This window comes from Enterococcus sp. DIV2419, from assembly GCF_051711865.1.
In the GTDB taxonomy this organism is placed as follows: Bacteria; Bacillota; Bacilli; order Lactobacillales; family Enterococcaceae; genus Enterococcus; species Enterococcus faecalis.
This window is the reverse complement of the sequence record NZ_JBIONS010000001.1, coordinates 2,697,501-2,718,025: the sequence shown is the minus strand read 5'-3', so window position 1 is coordinate 2,718,025 and position 20,525 is coordinate 2,697,501. Positions and strand designations below refer to the sequence as shown.

The following is a 20,525-nucleotide window of genomic DNA, read 5'->3' as shown; positions in this document are numbered from 1 at the left end:
AGGAGCAAGGTGAGATGACGTACAATAGTATTAAGGTAGTTAAAGGAAATGGCGGTTATGGTGGGCCCTTAGTGATTACACCGACAGAAGAAAAACATAAATTTATTTACATTACAGGTGGCGGCGAGAAACCCGCAATTGTTGATAAAATCGTAGAATTGACAGGAATGGAAGCGGTCAATGGTTTTAAGACATCGATTCCAGATGATGAAATCGCATTAGCCATTATTGATTGTGGAGGCACTCTTCGTTGCGGAATTTATCCTAAAAAAGGAATTCCTACTATTAACGTTGTTCCAACTGGCAAAAGTGGTCCCTTAGCACAATACATTAATGAGACAATTTATGTTTCCGCTGTAGGCCCGAAACAGATTACATTGACATCAGAAGAAGCTGCTGCTGATACAGAAAAGCCCACCTCGAAAAAAACAGAATTTAAATATGATACAAGTAAAAAAATTACTGAACAAAAAGCGGAACAACAAAGTTTTGTTGCGAAAATTGGTATGGGTGCAGGAAAAGTTGTAGCGACATTCAACCAATCAGCCCGTGAAGGCGTACAAACGATGATCAACACAGTGATTCCGTTTATGGCATTTGTTTCTTTATTAATTGGTGTGATTCAAGGTTCAGGAATTGGTGAATTTTTTGCCAATATCATGGCGCCGTTGGCAGGAAACATTGTGGGGTTAACAATTATTGGTTTTATTTGTTCTCTGCCGTTTCTTTCTCCTCTATTAGGTCCTGGAGCAGTAATCAGCCAAGTAATTGGTACGTTAATTGGTGTGGAAATTGGGAAAGGCAACATTCCGCCACAACTAGCTCTACCAGCATTGTTTGCTATTAATACACAAAACGCGTGCGACTTTATTCCCGTGGGTTTAGGCTTGGAAGAAGCTGAAGCTGAAACCGTTGAAGTCGGGGTCCCTTCTGTTTTATATTCTCGTTTCTTAAATGGTGCCCCTCGAGTACTAGTTGCTTGGTTAGCAAGTTTTGGATTGTATAGTTAAAAAATTTTTTTTGGAGGATGGGAAATGTCAGTATTTACAACAAAGGTTCAGTCTATTGGGCCAGAAGCCGAATTATTTAAAGAAGAAAAAATGGTCATCTTATTTGGAAAAGATGCACCAGATGCTTTAGCAGATTATTGTTATAACATTGAGGTTCAGCCAGTCACAGAAGCGATTACGGACAAGCAAACGTTAGTGATTGATGAACAAACTTACCAGATTACCGCTGTAGGCGAGGTAGTATTAACTAATTTAGACACATTGGGTCACATTACTATTAAATTTGATGGCGCAACAACACCTGAATTACCAGGTACATTATATGTTGAAGAAAAAGCTATTCCTGAAATAACTGTTGGTACAACAATCACTATTCTATAATTATCGTTTAAGGGAGGAACGTAAAAGATGGAATTTATGCTAGATACAATTAATCTTGAGGCTATTCGAAAGTATCAGAAAATTTTACCACTGGCAGGCGTAACGTCTAATCCTAGTATTGTTAAGCAAGCAGGAAAAATTGACTTCTTTGCGCAGATGAAAGAAATCAAAAAAACGATTGGACAAGCGAGTTTGCACGTCCAAGTGGTCGGTCAAACGACAGAAGAGATGCTAGAAGATGCCCAAACCATTGTACAACAATTAGGCCAAGAAACATTCATTAAAATCCCAGTCAATGAAGCAGGCTTGGCAGCCATCAAACAACTAAAGCAGGCAAATTATCGGATAACAGCAACCGCTATTTATACAGAATTTCAAGGTTATCTAGCGATTGCGGCAGGTGCAGATTATTTAGCGCCGTATTATAATAGGATGGAGAATTTAACAATTGATTCTCAAAAGGTTATTGAGCATTTAGCTGCAGAAATTAAACGGACGAACGCAAAGAGTAAGATCTTAGCTGCTAGTTTTAAAAACGTGGCACAAATTAATCAAGCCTGTCAAATGGGGGCGCAAGCGGTCACTATCGCACCAGAACTCGTGACACAAGGCTTGGCAATGCCCGCCATTCAAAAAGCAGTAACTGATTTTCAGGAAGATTGGGTTGCTGTTTTTGGAGTAGAAACGGTAAACGAATTAACATAAAAAGAACGAGAAGAAAAAGCGGCCATTTTTCTTCTCGTTCTTTTTTTGTTTCACATGAAACATCTACGATTATTCACTTGCTTAAAAATTAGACAATTTTCTTTATTTGTCAAAGAATTTCTTAAAAAAAAGGGTTATCTTTTGGGTATTTTTTTTGGTAGCAGTATGATGAGGGTATCAAATGATAGGAGGAAACGAGAATGAGATACACAAATGGAAATTATGAAGCATTTGCTCGACCAAGAAAACCAAAAGGTGTAGATGACAAGAGTGCCTATATCGTTGGTGGTGGCCTAGCAGGTTTAGCAACGGCTGTTTTCTTAATTCGTGACGGTCAAATGAAGGGCGAAAATATTCACATTTTTGAAGAACTCACGCTGTCTGGCGGTTCTTTAGATGGTAAATTTATTCCCCATGATGGCTTTGTCACTCGCGGCGGACGCGAAATGGAAAACCATTTCGAGTGTTTGTGGGATCTATTTCGTTCGGTACCATCATTAGAAGTAGAAGATGCCTCTGTCCTAGATGAGTTTTACCGGTTAGATTTAGATGATCCAAATTCTTCAAATTGCCGCATTATTCATAACCGTGGCGAACGTGTCCCAGATGATGGACAATTTACTTTATCCAAAAAAGCACAAAAAGAAATCGTTGATTTATTTATGACTTCTGAAGATCAATTAATTGGCAAAAAAATTGAAGATGTTTTCGGCGAAGAATTTTTTGAATCCAACTTTTGGATCTATTGGTGTTCAATGTTTGCTTTTGAAAAATGGCACTCTGCCATTGAAATGCGCCGTTACATCATGCGCTTTATCCACCACATCAAAGGGTTGCCTGACTTTACAGCCTTGAAGTTTACCAAATACAATCAATACGAATCGTTAGTGAAACCATTACTAAGCTTTTTAACCAATCAAGGGGTAGACTTTCAATATGAAACAACGATCAATGATATCCAAGTCGACATCAAAGGAGCTACTAAAGTTGCTCGGCGATTATTGCTGACACAAGCGGGCAAAACCAAAGAAATTCCTTTAACTGAAAATGATTTAGTCTTCGTAACGAATGGCTCAATTACTGAAAGTTCGACGCAAGGAGATCATCATACACCAGCACCAATTACTCATGAACTAGGGGGAAGTTGGAATCTCTGGAAAAACTTAGCAAAACAATCCCCAGAATTTGGGCACCCAGAAGTTTTCTGTGAAAATTTACCAGATGAAAGTTGGTTTGTCTCAGCAACGATTACGTGGGAAAATTTCGATATTGAACCGTATCTTTCTCGGTTAACACATCGTAAATTACGGACAGGAAAAATTGTCACAGGTGGTATTATTACTATTAAAGACTCTAATTGGATGATGAGTTTCGCTATGCATAGACAACCGCATTTTAAAGAACAAAATGATCAACAATCTATAACTTGGGTATATGGATTACTTTCTAATAAACCAGGAAATTATATCAAAAAACCAATCGAACAATGTACCGGCCAAGAAATTACGCAAGAGTTACTTTATCATTTAGGGGTCCCAGAAGGGGAAATTGAACGTATTTCAGAAGAATCGGCTACCACTATTCCGGTTTATATGCCGTTTATCACTTCTTACTTTATGTTAAGAGAACCAGGCGATCGACCATTAGTTGTACCAAACGGCTCTAAAAATCTTGCTTTCATTGGGAACTTCGCAGATACTGAACGAGATACGGTGTTTACAACAGAGTATTCTGTACGGACAGCGATGGAAGCTGTTTATCAATTGCTAGAGGTTGAACGCGGAGTACCAGAAGTGTTTGCTTCTGCATACGACTTGCGCGTCTTAGCAAACTCTGTTTATTATTTATCTGACAAGAAAAAATTAACAGAAATGGATATGCCGTTCGTGGAACGCAAAATGGTTGAACACTTTGTGAAGAAATTTGAGGATACGTATATTGGTGATATTTTAAGAGAAAATCATTTAATTTAGATGAAAAAGCGAGTGTAAATCACTCGCTTTTTTGGTTGTTTTATTAACCGTTGGATAAATATTCATTATTGTGTATATTTATTTTATGATTTTGTGGATATTAAATATATAATATGTTGAATGAGGGTAGCCAGTGGGCAACTTCGCAAAAAAATCTTAATTTCTGAAGAGACTTTTTCAAAATTTTGTTGAAAAGAAGGCGCATTTTTACCATAGTTTCTTCACATTTAACGGCTATTATTTAAACATACCCGATAAACAAAACCCTAACAAAACACTTTTTCATTTTTTAACTCCTCCGCCCGCCCTTCCCCAAAGGGCGGGTTGTTTTTTTGCGTTAAAGCAGTTGGCATTTTGCGGGGAAAGGATTATCATTATAGAAGAAGTATATAGAAAAAGGCGGCGAGAAGATGGGACGTTGGCAAGAATTACAACAAGCAATGAGTGCTGGTGTAGAGGCGGCGATTGACGCTGGCTGGGACCGCCAAGCTGTTTATGGATTAGTGGAAAGCGCCATAAAAGACACGCGTTTCTTGCCACTTGAGCAAGCGAAAACAGCAGTCGCGGAACTGTTTTCTGAAGTGGAAGAAGTGGGCTCTTCAGCGTATGAGCGATTATTTCGCTTTTCGGCTTATCGTCCGCAAGAAAAGCTCTCGTTACTGTTATGGCAATTAGGTGCAGTGTTGGATCAGCATGGCATGTTGCAATTAGTAGGGCCTTATCGTTTCTCGAAGACGATTGCACCGCATGCGACGTTTTGGCATTTGTTGGCAAAAACAGTTCAAAAAGCCTATCCGTTAGGTCTTCTTGGGAGCTTTAACCAAGAGAAAGCGAAAAAGATACATCAATTAAGAATGTATATTGATCGTCAAAATATCACGTATATCCGCGATTTTTTTAAACAAGAAGGGGACACCGATGAACAGGCATTAAAACGTTATGTTTTTGCGGCCAAGCCGCAAGGGATGGGCGGGCGGAAGCTGAAAAAAAGCTCTGCTCGTTTGCACAACAAATACCCTGAGGGGGCATCTTATTCTTTAATTAATAAGAAACGATTGACGCCTAATTTTCACAGTGAGTTTATTTTGAATGAAGAAGGGACCTTTGAAACCCAGTGGGATGTGTTAGTTGAGGACTGGCGAGGCAGATTAATTAGTAATCCAGCCTATTATCAAGCGGCCAAAAACAGTGAATACCAGGAAAAAGTCTTGAATGGTGAATCGTTTAATTATGCAAATCGGAATAATCGTACCCATGAATTACTAGATAGTTCACCACCAGGGAGATTTGATCATCAATTACGAAAAACAGCCAAAAAAGGTTGGTTAAGTCCCCGTATCCAAGAATACGACTACCGCAGAGAACGACAAATAAAGTGCGATGATTATAGTAAGTAAAACAAGCCAATGTTTCACATGAAACATTGGCTTGTTTTACTCTTAGAGAAAGGCGGTTTTCGTTGTCGCCAATTGAACATTTTGGCCCGTGGCTAGAGACTTTTTACTACATAAAAAAGCGGGTTTTTCTTTTATCATTCAGTCAAAAATCTTCCGAAAAGCATTGCAAGAAATTGCTATTTGCGTTAAAGTAGGAAAAGATGATTGTGAAACATTTTTCTGTTTCACAAAAAAGGAAGGAGTCTTTATGCTACCCGAAGAATTTAGACAACTATTAGCCGCAAAAGGCATTGAATTGACAGACCAACAGATGACACAATTTGACCAATATTTCCATTTACTAGTAGAATGGAATGAAAAAATGAATTTAACAGCCATTACAGAAGAAAAAGAAGTTTATTTGAAACATTTCTATGATTCTGTTTCGTTGGCATTCTTTGAAGACTTTGCCAGCGATAAAGCCATTTGTGATGTCGGCGCAGGCGCAGGATTTCCAAGTATTCCTTTGAAAATTGTTTTTCCTTCATTAAATGTCACAATTGTTGACTCTTTAAATAAACGAATTACTTTCCTAACAGAGTTAGTGAATCAACTAGGTTTGGCTAATGTTTCTTTGTATCATGATCGTGCAGAAACATTTGGTCAAAAAGCAGAATTTCGTGGCGCGTTTGATTACGTTACAGCGCGAGCAGTTGCACGATTAAATGTTTTAAGTGAACTGTGTTTACCCTTAGTTAAAAAAGAAGGCTATTTTTTAGCCTTAAAAGCATCGAAAAGTGAAGAAGAAATTAATGAAGCAAAACCTGCAATCGCTACATTAGGCGGTCAATTTCAAAAAGAAGTTGGTTTTACTTTGCCGATTACGGCAGACGAACGTCACATTGTCGTGATTCAAAAGAAAAAAGAAACCCCTAAAAAATATCCCAGAAAACCTGGATTACCAAATAAACAACCGATTAAATAAGATGGAGGCACACACATGACACGAATTATTTCTGTAGCGAACCAAAAAGGCGGCGTTGGTAAAACAACGACCACTGTAAATTTAGGCGCATGTTTAGCAAACTTAGGCAAAAAAGTCTTACTGATCGACATTGATGCACAAGGAAATGCTACCAGTGGCATGGGTGTCCCTAAACCAGATGTCGCACACGATGTGTATGATGTCCTTGTAAATGAAGAACCAATCACTAGCGTGGTTCAACATACCAGCCGTGAAAATTTAGATATTGTCCCTGCAACTATTCAATTAGCAGGCGCTGAAATTGAATTAACTTCAATGATGGCTCGAGAATCGCGCTTGAAATTAGCAATTGATGAAGTAAGAGACATGTATGATTTCGTTTTAATTGATTGCCCGCCTTCTCTAGGGCATTTAACAATCAATGCTTTTACAGCAAGTGATTCGATTCTAATTCCTGTTCAATGTGAATATTACGCATTAGAAGGCTTGAGTCAATTGCTAAATACGATTCGCTTGGTTCAAAAACATTTTAACCCTGAATTGAAAATTGAAGGGGTCTTGTTAACCATGTACGATGCTCGGACCAATTTAGGTGCCGAAGTCGTTGAAGAAGTCCGTAAATATTTCCGTGAAAAAGTCTATGACACGATTATTCCAAGAAATGTCCGTTTATCCGAAGCACCAAGTCATGGTTTACCAATCATTGACTATGATATTCGCTCAAAAGGTGCCGAAGTGTATCAAGCACTAGCAAAGGAAGTGTTGGAGAATGAATAAAGGCAAAGGTTTAGGCAGAGGCATCGATGCCTTGTTTCAAGATATCGCAAAGCTAGAAGATGTCGACGTTAAGAACGAACAAGTGACAGAAATTCTATTAAACGAACTTCGTCCCAATCCTTACCAACCGCGGAAAACATTTGATGAAACCTCTTTACAAGAACTTGCAAACTCGATTCTACATTCCGGTGTGTTTCAACCGATTATTGTTCGTAAATCGGCAGTTAAAGGCTATGAAATTATTGCAGGTGAGCGTCGATTCCGGGCTTCTAAATTAGCCGGCAAAGAAAAAATTCCCGCAATTATTCGCGAATTTGATGAAGAATCCATGATGCAAGTTGCTGTTTTGGAAAACTTACAAAGGGAAGATTTAAATCCGCTAGAAGAAGCAGAAGCCTATGAAATGCTAATGAAAAATTTGAAATTAACACAAGCGGAAGTCGCAGAACGATTGGGCAAAAGTCGCCCGTATATTGCCAATTATTTACGATTGCTAACCTTACCAGATGCGGTCAAAGCAATGGTTCAAAAACAAAGCATGTCAATGGGTCAAGCACGGACGTTATTAGGCTTGAAGAACAAAGAACAGCTATTGCCATTAGCTAATCGTTGTATTAAAGACAATTTAACGGTTCGACAATTAGAACAACTTGTCGCTGAATTAAACGAAACACAAGGCAAAAAGGGCAAAAAAGCGAAAAAAGCCATCAAAGAAAAACCCATTTATATTCGTGAAAGTGAAGACCGCCTAATGGATAAATTTGGGACAACCGTAGCAATTCAAGAAAAAGAAGGCAAAGGAAAAATTGAAATTGAGTACTTGTCCTCTTCGGATTTGGCTAGGATTTTAGATATTTTAGATATTCATTTTGACGAGGAATAAAAAGCAAAGTGAGAAAGTAAGACAGAAAGTCACAAATCCTTTTGCTAGTTTCGGTAAAAAATGGTATTGTAATCATGGTATTTTTATATAAGTAAGAGAAGAAAGAAGGCTTGGAACATGTATGATTTAGGCGATATTGTCGAAATGAAAAAGCCGCATGCTTGCCAAGCAAATCGTTGGCAAATCATTCGCATGGGCGCTGATATCAAAATCAAGTGCACGAATTGCGGGCATATTGTCATGATGCCGCGTCGTGATTTTACTAAAAAATTAAAAAAAGTAATCGAGAAAAAAGCAAACTAATGCTTTGATGCCTCTAATAGAAAAGAGAATAGACTGAGAGAAAGAGTGGAAAACAAATGGCACTAACAGCTGGAATTGTCGGCTTACCAAACGTTGGTAAATCGACCCTATTTAACGCAATTACAAAAGCAGGAGCAGAAGCTGCAAATTATCCCTTTGCAACGATTGATCCGAACGTCGGCATGGTTGAAGTACCAGATGCCCGTTTACAACGCTTGACAGAACTAGTAAAACCGAAAAAAACAGTTCCCACAACGTTTGAATTTACAGACATCGCCGGAATTGTTAAAGGTGCCAGTAAAGGAGAAGGGCTAGGAAATCAGTTTTTAAGTCACATTCGTCAAGTAGATGCAATCTGTCACGTGGTTCGTTGTTTTGATGACGAAAATATCATGCGTGAACAAAATCGAGATGCGGATTTCGTTGATCCTTTAGCAGACATTGATACAATTAATTTAGAGCTAATTTTAGCAGATTTAGATTCAATCAATAAGCGCTATACTCGCGTGGCTAAAATGGCGAAAGCAAAAGATAAAGAAGCGGTGGAAGAATTAGCTGTTTTAGACAAAATTAAACCAGTTTTAGAAGAAGGTTTATCTGCTCGTACGATTGAATTTACGCCAGAAGAAGAGAAAATTGTTAAATCTCTTTTCTTATTAACCACAAAGCCGGTCCTTTATGTAGCAAATGTTTCAGAAGATGAAGTGGCAGACCCAGACAACAATGAGTATGTACAACAAGTTCGTAATTTTGCAACCAGCGAAAATGCGGAAGTAATCGTGGTTAGTGCGCGAGCAGAAGAAGAAATTGCTGAATTAGATTCTGAAGAAGACAAGGCTGAATTTTTAGAAGCAATGGGCATTGAACAATCTGGCTTAGATCAATTGATTCGTGCGGCGTACGATTTGTTAGGCTTAGCTACCTACTTTACAGCTGGTGAACAAGAAGTTCGTGCGTGGACGTTCCGTAAGGGAATCAAGGCACCTCAAGCAGCTGGGATTATCCACAGTGACTTTGAACGAGGCTTCATTCGTGCGGAAACAGTTTCTTATGAAGACCTAGATAAATATGGCAATATGCAAGCTGCCAAAGAAGCGGGCCGTGTTCGTTTAGAAGGAAAAGACTACGTCGTTCAAGATGGCGATGTTATGTTGTTCCGTTTTAACGTTTAAAAAAAATGTGCCCAACAAGCAATTTGTTTTGGGCTAAGCCCACATATTTAAGGCCATTCAGCCGTTTAGAAAGAGGTTCCCTCTACATGAGGGTGAGGAGGATACAACTATGGAAGCAGAAGCATTACGAGCAATCGTGGCTGAGAATCGTCAATTAGAACAGAATTTGACTAAAAGAAATGAACAATACATTTTTGACTTAAAAAAATCATTAAAAGCGGCTAATTTATCAGAAGAAGAGTTAGCATTGGCTCTACACGGTATTTTACCAGAATTAGTAGCCGGTCAAAAAACAGGCAAAACAGCCCGTCAGTTATTTGGCACTGTTTCAGAACGGACGGAAGCAATTTTAAATAAACCAGCAGAAGTCAAAGAACCAGCGGGCTGGATGATTTGGCTCGACAATACCTTACTATTACTTGGTTTATTAACAATCATGTTAGCGGCGATGTCTCTATTTTCAAAAGGAACCGCACAACCTCTCGGATTAACCACATATATCTTAGGTGCGATGGCTGGGGGTTATGTTTTCTATCTAATGCACAAATATGTTTACCGTTTTGATCGTCAAGGTGGCGACAAAAGCAAACGTCCTGGTTGGTTAAAAACGACCGCCATTCTATTTGGTGGGATGTTCTTGTGGATTGCAGTTTTCGCTGGTTCAGCGATGCTGCCACCAGTGATCAATCCCATTTTAGATCCGATGATTGCTTTAGTAATCGGTGCGTTAGCCTTTGTAGCACGCTATTTCTTCAAGAAAAAATACAATATTCAAGGTAGTTTCATGACACGTCAATAAACGGCGCGCGCTCAATTGTGAATGCGCTCGGCTGACGCAGAAACTGCAACAAGCAAAGTCGCTCTCTCAATAGAGCGTTTTAACAGTTAAAGCCTGGGGGATTAGTCGAAAAAACTAGTGTCCCAGGCTTCTGTTTTCAGAAGTTTGTAAAGAAAGGAGCCTCTTATGGGACAACAAGTGAAGTCTTGGTGCCGTCAACACGAGCGGCTACTCATTTTTATTAGTTTTCTCTTATTAAGTGGACTTTCTCTCTATTTTGTCTATTTTCAAGAGAATTTTTTACGAGCAAGTGATTTCCGCTTTCATCAAAATCGGGTGGAAGGTCTCGCATTAGCAATTAAAAACAACGACTGGTTTCCTAAAATCAATTATTTTTTCTTGGGAGGCTATGGCTATGCCTCTAGTTTGTTTTATCCAGATGCGTATCTTTATTTACCTGCGCTTTTGCGTGTTCTGGGTTTTTCCTTTGTCGCTAGTATGGCGATTTTTGTGTTTGCGGTAAATTTGGCAACATTCAGTCTTACTTATTATGCAGGCCGATTCATGGCGCTCTCTAAAAAAAGAAGCTATCTCTTTGCCATCTTGTATGGCTTATCTATTTACCGCATGCAAGACTTGTTTAATCGCCAAGCGTTAGGAGAATTTTTGGCGCTAAGTTTTTTTCCGTTGGTCTTAGCGAGCCTGTTTTTATTACGAAAGGGAACCACGAAATGTTGGCCGTTGTTAACGTTGGCGATGACTGGGATTGGGTTGGCTCACTTTATTTCTATTGAAATGGTTTCTATTTGGATTGGGTTATACATTCTGTTTTATTGGCAGCAGTTTTTTAAAAAGGAGGTCCTGTTGGCATTAGCGAAGGCTGCAGGTTTGACGCTGCTTTGGCTGGCCTTTTATCTTTTACCAGTTGCTGAACAAATGAAAAATCAAGTGTTTAAAGTTACATCCAATCCACTCACTTATATTTCCGAAAGAAGTTATCCCATTGATTCTCTTTTCATTAATAGTTTAAAGAGCAGTGTTTTTCACGCGAAAACAGCGAATCTAGGAACCCTTTTGTTTGTGGGACTTGTTGTAGCAGTGGTTTCGCTTGCCAGCAAAAAAATTCAGAACAAACGGTTTATTGGTTTGACGCTGGTACTCTTATTGATGGTTACCACGCTTTTTCCTTGGCACTGGCTGAACCACACGCCTTTAAATACGATTCAGTTTCCTTGGCGGTTTTTAGGGATTCTTTCCGTAATGCTCGCTTTTTTCATTGCTCAAGACGAATGGGGCGTTTTCCGTAAATCTTGGACTGTGGCTTTGTTGGTTTTCCTTGCCATCAGCAATTTAGGCATTTATCAATATCAAAGTATTCAGTCACAACAAGGACGCCTGTTAACAAAAGCTGAGTATGAGCAACCAATGCCTTTTTATATCGGTGCGGGCCATGAATATTTGCCAGATGAAATCAATTATCAGGAATTATTGAAACAGAAAAAACGACAACTTGATTATTCGGCAGCACAAGTAACCATTACAAATGTTAGAATGCCTTATGGGAAAATTTCATTTGACTACCAAGTGGTGAAGCAATCAGCGAAGGTGACCGTTCCTTTTATTTATTACTTAGGCTATCAAGCCACGATTCAAATGAAAAACCAAACGGGCGCTAAAAAAATGAGCCTAACCAACCAAGGAGGCTTAGCCGCTCTTTCTTTATCTGGTACAGGACATGTCGACATCCGTTACCAAAGAACAAAAGTGCAAAAAATAGGGACAATGATTACCTTGCTTTCTGTCGGCGGTTTTGGATTTAGCCGATTTTTACAACAAAAAAAGAAACACAAGATAAAAGAACAACGATGAAAGTAGGACCTTAATTAGGAAGAGTTGAATAGAGGACAAACCGATTTCGGCATTTTGTCCTTTATTCCTCATTGATTATTTAAACAAATCTAGTTGACTTCCTTAGTATTATCTGTTATTTTCATATATAAAATTAAGTCGAGGAGTGGACAAAAAAATGTCAAATTGGGAAACAAAATTTGCGAAAAAAGGTCTTACATTTGATGATGTGCTATTAATCCCTGCAGAAAGCCATGTCTTACCAAATGATGTAGACATGAGTGTACAATTAGCTAAAAATATCAAGTTAAATATTCCATTGATGAGTGCCAGTATGGATACTGTTACAGATAGTAATATGGCAATTGCGATGGCTCGTCAAGGTGGACTAGGTGTCGTACATAAAAATATGACTGTCGCCCAACAAGCAGACGAAGTACGTAAAGTCAAACGTTCTGAAAGCGGCGTTATCATTGATCCATTCTTTCTAACACCAACAAACTTAGTAGCGGATGCAGAAGAATTAATGAGTCGTTACCGTATTAGCGGTGTGCCAATTGTAGAAACAATGGAAAACCGTAAATTAGTCGGAATTATTACAAACCGTGATATGCGTTTTGTAACCGACTACCAAATCAAAATCGAAGAAGTCATGACAAAAGATCATTTAGTCACTGCGCCAGTTGGCACATCTTTAAAAGATGCAGAAAAAATCTTACAAAAACATAAAATCGAAAAATTACCAATCGTTGATGAAGCAGGTCGCTTAAGTGGCTTAATTACAATTAAAGACATTGAAAAAGTGATTGAATTCCCAAATGCTGCCAAAGACGAACACGGTCGTTTACTTGTGGCGGCAGCAGTCGGTGTTACTAGTGATACGTTCGAACGTGCGGAAGCATTATTAGAAGCAGGTGCCGATGCGATTGTTATCGATACTGCACATGGCCATAGTGCCGGCGTTATTCGCAAAATTAAAGAAATTCGTGAAACGTTCCCTGAAGCAACATTAATTGCTGGTAATGTTGCCACTGCTGAAGCAACCAAAGCATTGTATGATGTCGGCGTTGACGTTGTCAAAGTTGGTATTGGACCTGGTTCAATTTGTACAACACGTGTCGTTGCTGGTGTTGGTGTTCCTCAATTAACAGCGATTTATGATGCTGCTTCTGTAGCTAGAGAATATGGTAAAGCAATTATCGCTGATGGCGGTATTAAATATTCTGGTGATATCGTGAAAGCCTTAGCTGCTGGTGGCCATGCTGTAATGCTAGGAAGTATGTTAGCTGGTACTGATGAATCTCCAGGCGAATTTGAAATTTATCAAGGCCGTCGTTTCAAAACTTACCGTGGCATGGGCTCATTGGGCGCAATGGAAAAAGGATCAAGTGATCGTTACTTCCAAGGAAGTGTCAATGAAGCAAACAAATTAGTGCCAGAAGGAATCGAAGGACGTGTTGCTTACAAAGGAAGCGTTTCTGATATTGTCTTCCAATTAATCGGTGGCTTGAAATCAGGGATGGGTTACGTCGGTGCAGCAGACCTGAAAGCGTTGCGTGAAGAAGCACAATTTGTTCAAATGAGTGGTAACGGATTGAAAGAATCACATCCACATGACGTTCAAATCACAAAAGAAGCACCAAACTATTCTGTTCAATAAAATAAAAGCTGATTTTTTTGAAATTTAAAAGAGGCAGACGTCATTTCGACGTCTGCCTCTTTTTCTGTAGAATGAAGGATTTGCTTCTGTTTCCGCCGTTTATCAATTTTTAAGCCTGTAACAAAAATCCAAAGTGATTTTTGTTACAGGCTCCTTTTCCTATAGAATAAAAGCCGTTATCTGATATCAGACAACGACCTTCATCTTCCCTTTATTTAATAACTGTTAGGTTACCCATGTAAGGAACTAGGACTTCTGGTACAGTCACAGAGCCATCTTCGTTTTGGTAGTTTTCTAAAATAGCAGCGACTGTCCGTCCTACGGCTAAACCAGAACCATTGAGTGTATGCGCATATTGGACTTTATCATTTTCATCACGGTAACGAATCATCGCACGGCGCGCTTGGAAATCTTCACAGTTTGAGCATGAACTGATTTCACGGTATGTCTCTTGAGCGGGAATCCAAACTTCCAAGTCATAAGTTTTCGCAGCTGAGAAGCCCATGTCACCTGTTGAAAGAGCCATGACACGGTAAGGTAATCCCAGTTTTTGCAGAATTTCTTCAGCATTATTCGTCATTTTTTCTAATTCCTCATAAGAATGCTCTGCATCACTAAATTTAACCATTTCGACTTTATTAAATTGGTGTAAACGAATTAACCCACGTGTGTCACGACCAGCACTACCAGCTTCAGAACGGAAAGAAGGGCTCAAGGCCGTAAAGTAAATTGGTAAATCCTTGCCATCTAAAATTTCATTGTTGTAGTAATTGGTTAGAGGGACTTCCGCCGTTGGGATTAACGTTAAATCCGTATCTTGTAATTGGAAGACATCTTCTTTAAACTTAGGAAATTGGCCAGTTCCGAACATGGCGGTGTCATTAACGATATAAGGCGTAATCATTTCTGTATACCCATGTTCATAAACATGTAAATCTAACATGAAGTTGTATAACGCACGTTCTAAGCGAGCACCTAAGCCTTTGTAATAAACAAAACGGCTACCAGCTACTTTGGCACCACGTTCAAAATCTAGAATGCCTAAGTTTTCAGCGACTTCCCAGTGTGGTTTTGGTTCAAAAGCAAAAGATCTTGGTTCACTCCAACGACGTACTTCTACATTTTCTTCTTCACCAGCACCAACAGGCACAGAATCATCTGGCAAATTCGGTAAAGTAGTTGTGATCCCACGTAGCTCTTCGTCAATAGCGTTAATTTCTGCATCTAATGCTTTAATATTACCGCCGACTTCTTTCATTTCCGCGATTTTGGCCGTTGCATCTTCTTTGTTTCGTTTTAATTGAGCAATTTCAGCAGACACATCATTCCGGTATTTTTTCATTTCTTCGACTTTGACTAATAAATCACGGCGACTTTCATCTAAACGCAGAAATTCCACTAAGATTTCTTCTTTCACGCCACGGGTTTGTAGCTTTGCTTTTACTTCGTCAAAATTTTGACGCATCATTTTTACATCTAACATATTTTTTCCTCCTTAAAATTAGTACATAATCAATAATAACTGTTGTAGAAAACAACAAAAAAGCCATCTCACCCCAAAAATAAATATTCTTGGGACGAAATGACTGGAAATCTCGCGGTACCACCCAAGTTCAGTAATGTTACTGCCCTTGATTTGCAGATAACGGCTGCAGACCGTTCCAACTTATTTCGCTGGACACCTGGAAGAGACGGACTTCTTTATAGATGAATGTTTGCTCGCACCCCCGCAAACTCTCTGGAATTCAGTGCCATAAATACTTTTTCTCTTAGTTTTCTCTTTTCTATAGAATACCGAAAAAGTTCAGGGATGTCAATTAACTCTCTGATTTCTTGTTGGTACGCTGTAAGGGTAGATGAATAATAAAGGAAGTCCACTTTTGATCAGACTTCGCATAAATATATCCACCATGTAAAGCGACAATACTTTGTGCAATAGCCAGACCTAAACCAGTACCCCCCGTTTCTTGTGATCGGGATTCTTCGACACGATAGAAGCGGTCAAACAACTGATCTAAAGAATGTTTAGGGATAGCTGGTCCATCATTGCGAACAGCGATAATTGCTTCGGTGCCGACTTTGTCTACTTCCATTACAATATGATGGCCGCCTTTGCCATATTTCAAAGCGTTTGAAAGAAGGTTGTTAAAGACTCGGACTAGTTTTTCCGTATCGCCTTCCATCATTAAAGAAGCTGGATTGGCTTTTACTTGGATTTGCATATTAATCTTTTTCGCTTCCAATTCAAAATCGGCAGCAAGCTGTTCAATTAATTGTGCCATATCAAAAGTCGTCGTATGAATCGGTACACTTGGTTGACGGACTTTTGTATATTCAAAAAGATCATCAACTAATAATTTCATTTGTTTCGCTTTGACGTAAGCGGTATGCGTATATTTCAGTAAATCTTCTTGGCTATGAAATTGACGATCTTCAATCAATCCCAGATAACCAATAATAGAAGTTAACGGTGTCCGAATATCATGACTGACATTCGTAATTAATTCATCTTTTGATTTTTCAATTCGCCGTTCATCTTCAATGGCTGCGACAGTACTATCCACCAGACCGTTAATACTCGTCACGACTTTTGCTAAATCACCACTTAATTCAAACGGAATGCGGTGATTGTAATTACCATCAGCGATGTAATGTAACTCACTGATAATATGACGCAATTGCATTTGGTGGTAGCGACGAATTAAGCGCCAATAGAGAACAGCTGCATCTACTAAAAAGAAAATGGGTAAGACAAATTTATTCCAGCTCCAAAACAAATCAGTATTTAATTCTTTAGCGACCGCATCCTTAGTGGCCCAGATGACACCAGCTAAGGGCGAGTTTTCACTAAGTAGTTGTCCTAAAAGGAACATAATTGAGACATTTAATAGTAGTAATAAAACAATTGTCACAATTGCTTCTGCTAATAACTCGCTGATTTCTTTAGAAGTTAAGGTAATTCGTTTTTGTTTTTCAATCTTTTTAGGTTTAACGAGCATCGATCTTATATCCAACTCCCCACACTGTTTGAATGACTTTTTCTCCACCAGTTGCTTCTTCAATCTTATCTCTTAAATGACTGACGTGAACCATCACGGTTTTAGCAGAAACAATACTTTCTTGTTGCCACACACGCTCAAAAATTTCATCCGCACTAAACACACGATTTGGATGACTAGCTAATAGATAGAGGATACCAAACTCAAGAGCGGTTAATTGAATTTCTTTTCCTTCTATTGTTTTGACTTCGTGAGAGTCCTTATTAATCATTAATGGGCCGACTTCTAATTCATCGGGTTCTTCTTTGGTTAATTGCATTTGGCTTCTACGTAAAATAGACTTTACCCGAGCCATTACTTCTAAAGGATTAAAAGGCTTGGTGACATAATCGTCTGCACCAGCAACTAAGCCTTTGATTTTATCCATATCGGTTGTTTTTGCTGTTAACATAATAATTGGAATTTGCGATTCTTTTCGAAGTTCTTTCACTACTTCCATTCCATCCATAATTGGCATCATAATGTCCAAGATTAATAAATCGATATCTGGTGTTGTGTGCAATTTGGATAATGCTTCTTTTCCATCATAAGCTTTCACGACTTCGTATCCTTCATTATGAATATAAATACTCAATAGTTCTACAATTTCTTTATCATCATCTGCAACTAAAATTTTCATAAGCGTTCATTTCCTCCATATATAAAAAAATCTCTTTTCCATATTTTAACAAATAATTGCTAAAAAGGACAAAATCCTTGATATATTACGATAAATTTAGAAGATTTTGCTAAAAGTTAATAAACTATAGCCAAAAAAGGATGAAAGGGGGTAAAAAACGAACGAAAATACCTATACCAATCATAATAATCGGTATTGAAAAAAAGTTTAAAAAAAGTGAAAATAATGATTGACCAATGCTTGAAATCTTGGTATATTATTACATGTCGCAAGGCGAGTCACACAGCTGAGCGATTCAGAAATCAATAATTAAATAACAATTCTTGATTTCGAATCTCTCGAAAAAAGTTTGAAAAAACAACAAAAAAGTTGTTGACAAATAACAAACGAGATGATAAGATATAGAAGTTGTCACAACAGACAACAACAACCAAGCAAAACAACTTAAAAAAACTTTTTTAAAAAAGTTCTTGACATTCAAACGAAAGTTTGTTATGATATAAAAGTTGCTGCGAGGTAACGTAGACCTTTGAAAACTGAACAAAGAATAGACGAACCAAATGTGTAGGGCGTCTTGATTCAATTCAAGACAACAAACATTTTTAACAAGCAAGCAATATGCTAGCAAACAAATTGAGCTTAACAATCGTAAGATTGTTCTAACTTTTATTATGAGAGTTTGATCCTGGCTCAGGACGAACGCTGGCGGCGTGCCTAATACATGCAAGTCGAACGCTTCTTTCCTCCCGAGTGCTTGCACTCAATTGGAAAGAGGAGTGGCGGACGGGTGAGTAACACGTGGGTAACCTACCCATCAGAGGGGGATAACACTTGGAAACAGGTGCTAATACCGCATAACAGTTTATGCCGCATGGCATAAGAGTGAAAGGCGCTTTCGGGTGTCGCTGATGGATGGACCCGCGGTGCATTAGCTAGTTGGTGAGGTAACGGCTCACCAAGGCCACGATGCATAGCCGACCTGAGAGGGTGATCGGCCACACTGGGACTGAGACACGGCCCAGACTCCTACGGGAGGCAGCAGTAGGGAATCTTCGGCAATGGACGAAAGTCTGACCGAGCAACGCCGCGTGAGTGAAGAAGGTTTTCGGATCGTAAAACTCTGTTGTTAGAGAAGAACAAGAACGTTAGTAACTGAACGTCCCCTGACGGTATCTAACCAGAAAGCCACGGCTAACTACGTGCCAGCAGCCGCGGTAATACGTAGGTGGCAAGCGTTGTCCGGATTTATTGGGCGTAAAGCGAGCGCAGGCGGTTTCTTAAGTCTGATGTGAAAGCCCCCGGCTCAACCGGGGAGGGTCATTGGAAACTGGGAGACTTGAGTGCAGAAGAGGAGAGTGGAATTCCATGTGTAGCGGTGAAATGCGTAGATATATGGAGGAACACCAGTGGCGAAGGCGGCTCTCTGGTCTGTAACTGACGCTGAGGCTCGAAAGCGTGGGGAGCAAACAGGATTAGATACCCTGGTAGTCCACGCCGTAAACGATGAGTGCTAAGTGTTGGAGGGTTTCCGCCCTTCAGTGCTGCAGCAAACGCATTAAGCACTCCGCCTGGGGAGTACGACCGCAAGGTTGAAACTCAAAGGAATTGACGGGGGCCCGCACAAGCGGTGGAGCATGTGGTTTAATTCGAAGCAACGCGAAGAACCTTACCAGGTCTTGACATCCTTTGACCACTCTAGAGATAGAGCTTTCCCTTCGGGGACAAAGTGACAGGTGGTGCATGGTTGTCGTCAGCTCGTGTCGTGAGATGTTGGGTTAAGTCCCGCAACGAGCGCAACCCTTATTGTTAGTTGCCATCATTTAGTTGGGCACTCTAGCGAGACTGCCGGTGACAAACCGGAGGAAGGTGGGGATGACGTCAAATCATCATGCCCCTTATGACCTGGGCTACACACGTGCTACAATGGGAAGTACAACGAGTCGCTAGACCGCGAGGTCATGCAAATCTCTTAAAGCTTCTCTCAGTTCGGATTGCAGGCTGCAACTCGCCTGCATGAAGCCGGAATCGCTAGTAATCGCGGATCAGCACGCCGCGGTGAATACGTTCCCGGGCCTTGTACACACCGCCCGTCACACCACGAGAGTTTGTAACACCCGAAGTCGGTGAGGTAACCTTTTTGGAGCCAGCCGCCTAAGGTGGGATAGATGATTGGGGTGAAGTCGTAACAAGGTAGCCGTATCGGAAGGTGCGGCTGGATCACCTCCTTTCTAAGGAATATTACGGAAATACACATTTCGTCTTTACTTTGTTCAGTTTTGAGAGGTCTACTCTCAAAACATTCGTTCATTGAAAACTGGATATTGAAGTAAAAAGAATCAAAACAAACCGAGAACACCGCGTTGAATGAGTTTTTTAATAAGTTCAATTGCTTATTTATTGATTAACCTTCTATCGCTAGAAGAAGTGATCAAGACCCAACCGTAAGGTTGATAAGGTTAAGTGAATAAGGGCGCACGGTGGATGCCTTGGCACTAGGAGCCGATGAAGGACGGGACTAACACCGATATGCTTTGGGGAGCTGTAAGTAAGCTATGATCCAGAGATTTCCGAATGGGGGAACCCAATATCTTTTATAGGATATTACTTTTCAGTGAATACATAGCTGATTAGAGGTAGACGCAGAGAACTGAAACATCTTAGTACCTGCAGGAAGAGAAAGAAAATTCGATTCCCTGAGTAGCGGCGAGCGAAACGGGAAGAGCCCAAACCAACAAGCTTGCTTGTTGGGGTTGTAGGACTCCAATATGGTAGTCTGTTAGTATAGTTGAAGGATTTGGAAAATTCCGCTAAAGAGGGTGAAAGCCCCGTAGACGAAATGCTGACAACACCTAGGAGGATCCTGAGTACGGCGGAACACGAGAAATTCCGTCGGAATCCGCGGGGACCATCCCGCAAGGCTAAATACTCCCTAGTGACCGATAGTGAACCAGTACCGTGAGGGAAAGGTGAAAAGCACCCCGGAAGGGGAGTGAAAT

At 39.8% G+C, this 20,525-nt stretch carries 16 protein-coding genes, 2 rRNA genes and 1 other annotated feature (1 of these 19 only partly in view); of the genes, 15 read left to right on the top strand and 3 right to left on the bottom strand.

All coding sequences use genetic code 11. The features are described from left to right. Window positions 1–14 precede the first annotated feature (14 nt). The 13 genes from srlE to guaB all read left to right on the top strand — a co-directional run bounded on the left by srlE (window position 15) and on the right by guaB (window position 13,851). Complete coding sequence (srlE, locus tag IGI97_RS12855; protein ID WP_002355982.1) at window positions 15–1,010, top strand: PTS glucitol/sorbitol transporter subunit IIB; 996 nt, start codon at window positions 15–17, stop codon at window positions 1,008–1,010. 24 nt (window positions 1,011–1,034) lie between these two features. Continuing rightward, complete coding sequence (locus IGI97_RS12850) at window positions 1,035–1,391, top strand: PTS glucitol/sorbitol transporter subunit IIA (protein WP_002355981.1); 357 nt, start codon at window positions 1,035–1,037, stop codon at window positions 1,389–1,391. A gap of 27 nt (window positions 1,392–1,418) precedes the next feature. Beyond that, window positions 1,419–2,096: a fructose-6-phosphate aldolase gene (locus tag IGI97_RS12845; protein ID WP_061100812.1), complete on the top strand. Its 678-nt coding sequence runs from the start codon at window positions 1,419–1,421 to the stop codon at window positions 2,094–2,096. A 200-nt stretch (window positions 2,097–2,296) separates the two neighbouring features. Beyond that, complete coding sequence (locus IGI97_RS12840; RefSeq protein ID WP_002361446.1) at window positions 2,297–4,069, top strand: oleate hydratase; 1,773 nt, start codon at window positions 2,297–2,299, stop codon at window positions 4,067–4,069. A 410-nt stretch (window positions 4,070–4,479) separates the two neighbouring features. Beyond that, on the top strand, window positions 4,480–5,466 hold the full coding sequence (locus IGI97_RS12835; RefSeq protein WP_438738743.1) for a DUF3114 domain-containing protein: 987 nt from the start codon (window positions 4,480–4,482) through the stop codon (window positions 5,464–5,466). Window positions 5,467–5,713: 247 nt separating this feature from the next. Continuing rightward, window positions 5,714–6,430: a 16S rRNA (guanine(527)-N(7))-methyltransferase RsmG gene (gene rsmG / locus IGI97_RS12830; RefSeq protein ID WP_002355977.1), complete on the top strand. Its 717-nt coding sequence runs from the start codon at window positions 5,714–5,716 to the stop codon at window positions 6,428–6,430. A 15-nt stretch (window positions 6,431–6,445) separates the two neighbouring features. Then, on the top strand, window positions 6,446–7,207 hold the full coding sequence (locus IGI97_RS12825; RefSeq protein ID WP_002355976.1) for a ParA family protein: 762 nt from the start codon (window positions 6,446–6,448) through the stop codon (window positions 7,205–7,207). Next, entirely contained in the window at window positions 7,200–8,090 is an 891-nt protein-coding gene (locus IGI97_RS12820; RefSeq protein WP_002355975.1) for a ParB/RepB/Spo0J family partition protein, read from the top strand. Before IGI97_RS12825 ends, IGI97_RS12820 begins: the two co-directional genes overlap by 8 nt. A 117-nt stretch (window positions 8,091–8,207) precedes the next feature. Beyond that, on the top strand, window positions 8,208–8,393 hold the full coding sequence (locus tag IGI97_RS12815; RefSeq protein WP_202255257.1) for a DUF951 family protein: 186 nt from the start codon (window positions 8,208–8,210) through the stop codon (window positions 8,391–8,393). Between the two features lie 56 nt (window positions 8,394–8,449). After that, entirely contained in the window at window positions 8,450–9,565 is a 1,116-nt protein-coding gene (gene ychF / locus IGI97_RS12810) for a redox-regulated ATPase YchF (protein WP_002355971.1), read from the top strand. A gap of 109 nt (window positions 9,566–9,674) precedes the next feature. Then, complete coding sequence (locus IGI97_RS12805; RefSeq protein ID WP_002363563.1) at window positions 9,675–10,364, top strand: DUF1129 domain-containing protein; 690 nt, start codon at window positions 9,675–9,677, stop codon at window positions 10,362–10,364. A 165-nt stretch (window positions 10,365–10,529) separates the two neighbouring features. Further along, a complete protein-coding gene (locus IGI97_RS12800; RefSeq protein ID WP_438738740.1) occupies window positions 10,530–12,212 on the top strand; it encodes a 6-pyruvoyl-tetrahydropterin synthase-related protein in 1,683 nt (560 codons plus the stop codon). A gap of 157 nt (window positions 12,213–12,369) precedes the next feature. Beyond that, entirely contained in the window at window positions 12,370–13,851 is a 1,482-nt protein-coding gene (guaB, locus tag IGI97_RS12795) for an IMP dehydrogenase (protein WP_002355966.1), read from the top strand. Between the two features lie 211 nt (window positions 13,852–14,062). On the opposite strand, the gene serS is transcribed toward guaB, so the two are convergent. The 3 genes from serS to IGI97_RS12780 form a co-directional block, all read right to left on the bottom strand. Next, complete coding sequence (gene serS, locus IGI97_RS12790) at window positions 14,063–15,334, bottom strand: serine--tRNA ligase (protein ID WP_016633385.1); 1,272 nt, start codon at window positions 15,332–15,334, stop codon at window positions 14,063–14,065. An 87-nt stretch (window positions 15,335–15,421) separates the two neighbouring features. Beyond that, window positions 15,422–15,628 (bottom strand) — a binding site (T-box leader). A gap of 40 nt (window positions 15,629–15,668) precedes the next feature. Continuing rightward, a complete protein-coding gene (locus IGI97_RS12785) occupies window positions 15,669–16,850 on the bottom strand; it encodes a sensor histidine kinase (protein ID WP_002363566.1) in 1,182 nt (393 codons plus the stop codon). Further along, on the bottom strand, window positions 16,840–17,529 hold the full coding sequence (locus IGI97_RS12780) for a response regulator transcription factor (protein ID WP_002355963.1): 690 nt from the start codon (window positions 17,527–17,529) through the stop codon (window positions 16,840–16,842). The genes IGI97_RS12785 and IGI97_RS12780 overlap by 11 nt, the downstream gene beginning before the upstream one ends. A 667-nt stretch (window positions 17,530–18,196) precedes the next feature. Here IGI97_RS12780 and IGI97_RS12775 point away from each other — a divergent pair. Beyond that, window positions 18,197–19,757 (top strand): 16S ribosomal RNA (locus IGI97_RS12775). A 226-nt stretch (window positions 19,758–19,983) separates the two neighbouring features. Next, window positions 19,984–20,525 (top strand): 23S ribosomal RNA (locus IGI97_RS12770) (it continues 2,371 nt past the right edge of the window). Together the 16S and 23S rRNA genes form the textbook arrangement of a ribosomal RNA operon.

Bases quoted from the DNA above. Each gene is read 5' to 3' on its own strand.
- srlE (WP_002355982.1), top strand. From the start codon at position 15: ATGACGTACAATAGTATTAAGGTAGTTAAAGGAAATGGCGGTTATGGT.
- IGI97_RS12850 (WP_002355981.1), top strand. From the start codon at position 1,035: ATGTCAGTATTTACAACAAAGGTTCAGTCTATTGGGCCAGAAGCCGAA.
- IGI97_RS12845 (WP_061100812.1), top strand. From the start codon at position 1,419: ATGGAATTTATGCTAGATACAATTAATCTTGAGGCTATTCGAAAGTAT.
- IGI97_RS12840 (WP_002361446.1), top strand. From the start codon at position 2,297: ATGAGATACACAAATGGAAATTATGAAGCATTTGCTCGACCAAGAAAA.
- IGI97_RS12835 (WP_438738743.1), top strand. From the start codon at position 4,480: ATGGGACGTTGGCAAGAATTACAACAAGCAATGAGTGCTGGTGTAGAG.
- rsmG (WP_002355977.1), top strand. From the start codon at position 5,714: ATGCTACCCGAAGAATTTAGACAACTATTAGCCGCAAAAGGCATTGAA.
- IGI97_RS12825 (WP_002355976.1), top strand. From the start codon at position 6,446: ATGACACGAATTATTTCTGTAGCGAACCAAAAAGGCGGCGTTGGTAAA.
- IGI97_RS12820 (WP_002355975.1), top strand. From the start codon at position 7,200: ATGAATAAAGGCAAAGGTTTAGGCAGAGGCATCGATGCCTTGTTTCAA.
- IGI97_RS12815 (WP_202255257.1), top strand. From the start codon at position 8,208: ATGTATGATTTAGGCGATATTGTCGAAATGAAAAAGCCGCATGCTTGC.
- ychF (WP_002355971.1), top strand. From the start codon at position 8,450: ATGGCACTAACAGCTGGAATTGTCGGCTTACCAAACGTTGGTAAATCG.
- IGI97_RS12805 (WP_002363563.1), top strand. From the start codon at position 9,675: ATGGAAGCAGAAGCATTACGAGCAATCGTGGCTGAGAATCGTCAATTA.
- IGI97_RS12800 (WP_438738740.1), top strand. From the start codon at position 10,530: ATGGGACAACAAGTGAAGTCTTGGTGCCGTCAACACGAGCGGCTACTC.
- guaB (WP_002355966.1), top strand. From the start codon at position 12,370: ATGTCAAATTGGGAAACAAAATTTGCGAAAAAAGGTCTTACATTTGAT.
- serS (WP_016633385.1), bottom strand. From the start codon at position 15,334: ATGTTAGATGTAAAAATGATGCGTCAAAATTTTGACGAAGTAAAAGCA.
- IGI97_RS12785 (WP_002363566.1), bottom strand. From the start codon at position 16,850: ATGCTCGTTAAACCTAAAAAGATTGAAAAACAAAAACGAATTACCTTA.
- IGI97_RS12780 (WP_002355963.1), bottom strand. From the start codon at position 17,529: ATGAAAATTTTAGTTGCAGATGATGATAAAGAAATTGTAGAACTATTG.